Source organism: Crenobacter intestini (assembly GCF_004919095.1).
Lineage (GTDB): Bacteria > Pseudomonadota > Gammaproteobacteria > Burkholderiales > Chromobacteriaceae > Craterilacuibacter > Craterilacuibacter intestini.
This window is the reverse complement of record NZ_STGJ01000038.1, coordinates 1-4,868: the sequence shown is the minus strand read 5'-3', so window position 1 is coordinate 4,868 and position 4,868 is coordinate 1. Positions and strand designations below refer to the sequence as shown.

At 67.2% G+C, this 4,868-nt stretch carries 5 protein-coding genes; 1 reads left to right on the top strand and 4 read right to left on the bottom strand.

Annotated features, from left to right (window positions below; all coding sequences use genetic code 11):
• Positions 1-732: 732 nt before the first annotated feature.
• Complete coding sequence (locus E5K04_RS16520; protein ID WP_136555937.1) at positions 733-1,470, bottom strand: sulfite exporter TauE/SafE family protein; 738 nt, start codon at positions 1,468-1,470, stop codon at positions 733-735.
• A gap of 3 nt (positions 1,471-1,473) precedes the next feature.
• Positions 1,474-1,929 (bottom strand): conjugal transfer protein TraD, encoded by a 456-nt coding sequence (locus E5K04_RS16515; protein ID WP_136555936.1) that lies wholly within the window; start codon positions 1,927-1,929, stop codon positions 1,474-1,476.
• A gap of 181 nt (positions 1,930-2,110) precedes the next feature.
• Here E5K04_RS16515 and E5K04_RS16510 point away from each other — a divergent pair, with 181 nt between their 5' ends.
• Complete coding sequence (locus tag E5K04_RS16510; RefSeq protein WP_136555935.1) at positions 2,111-3,565, top strand: MobA/MobL family protein; 1,455 nt, start codon at positions 2,111-2,113, stop codon at positions 3,563-3,565.
• A gap of 74 nt (positions 3,566-3,639) precedes the next feature.
• Here the strand turns inward: E5K04_RS16510 and E5K04_RS16505 are convergent, their stop codons facing one another.
• Positions 3,640-3,900 carry a hypothetical protein gene (locus E5K04_RS16505; protein WP_136555934.1) on the bottom strand — a complete coding sequence of 87 codons (261 nt, stop codon included), beginning with the start codon at positions 3,898-3,900 and terminating at the stop codon, positions 3,640-3,642.
• Between the two features lies 1 nt (position 3,901).
• Positions 3,902-4,594, bottom strand: coding sequence for a replication initiation protein (locus tag E5K04_RS16500; protein WP_205700410.1), 693 nt, complete (start codon positions 4,592-4,594; stop codon positions 3,902-3,904).
• Between the last annotated feature and the right edge of the window lie 274 nt (positions 4,595-4,868).

Below are 4,868 nucleotides of genomic sequence, written 5' to 3'. Positions count from 1 at the left end.
CCTGTGGATACGACCCGGAAAATGTCCCAATTGCGGCCCGGAGAGCCTTATCTGGCGCGGGTTCCAGCCTCCTAAAAACGGTTTTAAATAAAAACGATTTAAAAAACGGGGCAGTGTGGCCACGTCGCAACGCAGGACGAGCCCGCCCTGCGGGTGCCCTCGCGCTGGTGCGCTCGGCTGGCCTATGCGCCTGCGGCGCGGCAGGGCGGGGCAAGCCCCGCACCCCGAAAATGACCGGCCAAGGCCGGGCCTGCCCGCCTTGGGTGTGCCGCTCGTTGGCGGCACGCGGGCCGGTTTTCCTGTCAGCCAGGTCAAGTCGGGGAAAACAGGAAAACCGTCTCCGACGGCCCTCCGGGGGCGCTCGCCGCGTGGCAGCCGGGCAGGCGTTAAAACCCCGCCTGCCCAGCAGCCGGAAGCATGGGTCACTGCGAGGGCGTCAAGCCCCCGTGTCCTCGCCGCAAGCGGCTGCGGGCCGCGCCAAGGGCTTGACCCCCTCTCCGTTCCGGAGGCTATGCAGCGCATCGGCTTTTACGCCAATACCGCGACAGGCGGCAGTGTGGTAGCCCGGAAAGGCGGTCAAGGGGTTGGTGCGGCCCGCAGCCCGCAGGGCGAGGACTCGGCCCCTTGACGGCCTTGCAGGGCCATACGCTCAGGGCTACGGGGCAGGGGGGTTTATCCCTGCCCCGGCTGCCCCTCGGCGAGAGCGGGGTGTGGGGCAGCGCCCCACGGTGTTCAGATGGTGAAAAGCATCTTCAGACCGGCTACCAACAACACAGCGGCCAGCAGGTTCAGGATGATCGGTGCGGGTAATCGCTTGCTGCCGTACTGTGCGCCGATCCAGCCGCCAAGAATGGCCGCAGGTGCCCACGCGGCCACTTCGGCAGGTAAGTGAGACACCGCCGAGTAGTGGCCCAGCAAAGCCGCTGCGGAGTTGACCAGGATGAACGCCGCCGCGACGCCGGAAGCCTGCCGCATCTCCGCCCAACCCGCGAACAGCAGCAGCGGGCTAAGGAAAATGCCACCACCTACGCCGGTCAGCCCGGACAGCAGGCCGATGCCAGCACCTGACGCGGCCACCGGCAACAATGGCGGGTGTGTCACCTCCGCCTTGATGCCCTTGCCTGCCACCAGTCGATAGGCCGAGTAGAGCAAGACAAGGCCCACCACCGGCTTGTACAGGTAGCCCGGCAAGGAAATCGCCCCACCGATGAAGGCGAACGGCACCGAGCTGAGAGCGAAGGGGGTAAACAGCTTCCACGAGAAGTAGCCAGCCCGGTAGAACTTGGTCGTGGCGATCACCGCCACCAGAATGTTCAGCGTCAGTGCCGTGGGCTTCATTACCGCAGGCGCCAGCCCAAAAAGAGCCATTGCGGCCAAGTACCCAGAGGCTCCAGCGTGCCCCACCGACGAGTACAGCGCGGCGGCCAGAAAGATCAGCCCTGCCAGTGCGATTGTTGTTTGCAGCTCCACGCGTTATCCCTTCGTCTGAGCGCTTTGGTCTGGCCGGGTGGTCATCGGCCTACCTTGGGTGGCGTTCGTCGCGCCTTGGGCCGTTTGCGGCCCGTTGGCGGCTATTCGCGAGCGCTCCCGCTCGGCCAGCAGGGCGTCGCCCTTGGCCTTGAAGGCGCGGTTGCCCTGTTCGGCCTGCTGGCGCTTCTCGGGCGGCAGCCCGGCCAGCGCCGCGTCGCTGTAGTTCTCGGCGGCGACCAGCAGGATGCCCAGCAGCGTGCCCTTGTCCATGTCGAGCAGTCCGGCGAGCTTCACCAGTCCGCCGACCTCGTACTTGCGCTGGTTCTCCTCGGCGCGCTTTGCCTTGGTTTCCTTGGCCCGCGCTTGGGCCGCGATTTGCTGCTTGCGGGCCTTGAGCTGGCGCAGCTGCTCCGCCTTGTCCGCGATGCGCTTTTCGAGCGCGTCTAGCTTCGCCGTCATGGCGCATACTCCTGTTGTGTGACGTGTGCATTCTACGCCGTCTGTCGGCAGTGTGCTAAGCTGGCAGCGCGCCCGGAAGTATCCCGCGCTGGAATGGCAAGGGCGCACTTAGAGTAATCCCCTGCGGGAGATTACGTGCGGTCAGGGGCGTTGCCCCCGACACCCCAACAGCGGAGCCGTCGTGAGTATCTATCACCTCAACCTGTCAGCCATCAGCCGAAGTGCGGGACGCACTGCGGTGGCGGCTGCTGCCTATCGGTCAGGGGTTGCGCTGAGCGATCCACGGACGGGCGAAGTCCACGACTACACCCGCAAGGGTGGGGTCGTGGATTCGGTCATCGTCATGCCGCAGAGCTGCACGTGGCAGCCCAACCGGCAGGAGCTGTGGGGCGCGGTCGAGTCGCACCACAAGCGGGGCGACGCCGTACCGGCCCGCGAGATCGACGTGGCCCTGCCCCACGAGCTGGACGCCGCCGCCCGCAAGCGGCTGGCCGTCGATCTGGCCCGGGGGCTGGCCAACCACTACGGTGTGGCCGTGGACGTGGCGCTGCACGCCCCGGACAAGCAGGGCAACGGCAAGAACTGGCACGCCCATGTGCTGTTCTCGGCCTGCGCGGTGAGCCAGTCCGGCGAGCTGGGCAAGAAGGTGGCCATGCTCGACCCGATCGCCGCGAAGCGGGCGAAGCAGCCGAACGCCGCCGAGCTGCTGCGGCCGTACTGGGAGAAGCTGGTCAACCGGGAGCTGGAGAGGGCGGGCCTGTCGCAGCGGGTCGATCACCGCAGCCTTGAGGCGCAGGGCATCGAGCGCCAGCCGACCGTGCACCTCGGCCCCGCCGCCACGGCGATGGAGCGCCGGGGCGCGGAGTCCGAGCTGGGCGACAAGAACCGGCTGGCCGCCGAGCGGGTGCAAGTGGCCCGAATGGAGAGCTGGCAGCGGCAGACCGACAGCCTCGTGGAGATGGAGGAGGCCGAGCTGGCGATGCTCGCCCAGGAACGCGACGCGCTGCTGCGCCAGGCACAGGCCAAGCCTGCACCTGGTGCGACGTTCACGCCGTCCCTGGACACGCTGAAAGCGGCCCCGGCCAAGCAGAAACCGGCGCAGCCGTCCACCGACAATAGTGTGAATCTGCCGCCGCCGGCGGCACCGGCCAACCCGATGCAGAAGGCGCTGGAAGCCCGCCGCCGCATGGCGCTGGGCGGCCCGTCGATGGCCGTGGATGCCGCGCAGTCGGCAGCCGCCGCGGCCAAGTCGCCGGTCGTGCTGCTGGCCCAGCTCAAGGCCAAGCTGCTGGCGCTGGTGGGGCGGATGGTGGATCTGCGCGAAGGCCCGGTGAAGCAGGCCAGCGGCACGGTGATCGCCGCGAACGAGCGGTGGGCCGCGATGCACATCGGGCGCGACACGCAGCTGATCGACCGGCAGGTGTGGGCGGTGGAGGAGGGGCGGAGCTACCAGCTCAGGGAAGGGCCGAACGGCCCGCAGATCGAGGCGCGGCCAGTGGACAGCCGCACGGCCTCGACGCTGGAGTACGTCTACGGCAAGCAGGTGGGCGAGCAGGCCCGCCAGTGGGCCGAGCGCGACAAGGCGCTAGTGCTGTCGCAGTCCAAGAGCCGGGACAATACGCCGCGCCCGTTCTAACAATTTCTCGATGAAAGGGCCGATTCCGGCCCTTTTCTAACAATTTCTCGAGGCCGGTACGGACTTTTCGAGGGCTAGTCGTAGCTGCCGCGCAGCTCGCCCAGCTCGCCGGCCAGCCGGCGCAGCTCGACCTTGAGGCGGATTTTTTCGGAGGACGCCGGCGCGTGCTCCGGGTCGAGGTGCCAGTCGAGCGACTGCACCGTGTCGGCCCGCCAGCCGAGGCCGTACAGCTCCCGCGCCAGCTCGGCCACGTCGTGGTGAATCAGCGTCCGACCGTCCGGCAGGGTGGCGCAGAGTGCGCCGCCATCCGTCAGGCTGACCAGTGCCTGTTCCATGTCATCCCTCCAGCGGCAGGTGTCCCTGCGGGTCGCGCTTGAACTCGAAGCGCAGCGCCGTGACCTTGCGGCCCGTCTTGAGCGGCCACCACTCGATCAGCCAGCCGTCCTTCTCGCGCAGCTCCTTCACGGCGGGCTCGATGACGCGGCGGCGGCAGTCCTTGAAGTTCGCCTTGGCCGTGTCGGGCGTCTCCATCGCGTGGTGGAACTCGTCCAGCTCGATCTGGCGCCAGCCGGTGCTGGCGTACTGGCTCAGCAGCTCCAGCAGCCGCCACGAGTAGACCGAGCGCAGCGCCGAGGCCTGCGCCAGCTGGTAGGTGGTGAACTGGCCCTTCAGCTCCAGCAGGTGCGGGGCGATGTGCGAGGTGAACCACAGCGACACAGTGCCCTCCCCGGCGTAGTACTCCGCCTTCGACAGCCAGTTGATCTGCACCTTCTTCGGCCCGCGCTTGGCCTCCTCGTACCACCAGACCTGCTTGGTGATGATGCTCTCGGCGCAGGCCTGTAGCTGCTCGTAGGCGGTGTTCGCGTCCACGTCGAACAGCTCGGCGTACTCGTGCGCCACCAGCTTGACCATGCCGGTCTCGGTGCCGCCGTTGCGCTTGAAGGTGTCCAGCTTGCCGACCGCGAACATCATCACGCGCTTCTCGGCCAGCGACAGGCGCTGCGCCGCCGTGGTCAGGGCGTTGGACATGTTGACCCGGAGCTTGCCGGACGGCTGCTCATGGGCGGGTCTGACCTCTCGTTTTGCTGCCGATGCGCGCTGCATATGGGACAACCTCCGGGCTATTGGGACTGTTTGCGATATTGGCCCATTTAACGATATGGGGCAAACATGAAACACGTCCCAGTCCTGTGGATACGACCCGGAAAATGTCCCAGTAACCCGGAAAATGTCCCATTTCCCTGTGGATACGACCCGGAAAATGTCCCAATTGCGGCCCGGAGAGCCTTATCTGGCGCGGGTT

Coding starts and splice junctions, on each gene's coding strand:
- E5K04_RS16515 (WP_136555936.1), bottom strand. CDS start 1,929: ATGACGGCGAAGCTAGACGCGCTCGAAAAGCGCATCGCGGACAAGGCG.
- E5K04_RS16505 (WP_136555934.1), bottom strand. CDS start 3,900: ATGGAACAGGCACTGGTCAGCCTGACGGATGGCGGCGCACTCTGCGCC.
- E5K04_RS16500 (WP_205700410.1), bottom strand. CDS start 4,594: ATGTCCAACGCCCTGACCACGGCGGCGCAGCGCCTGTCGCTGGCCGAG.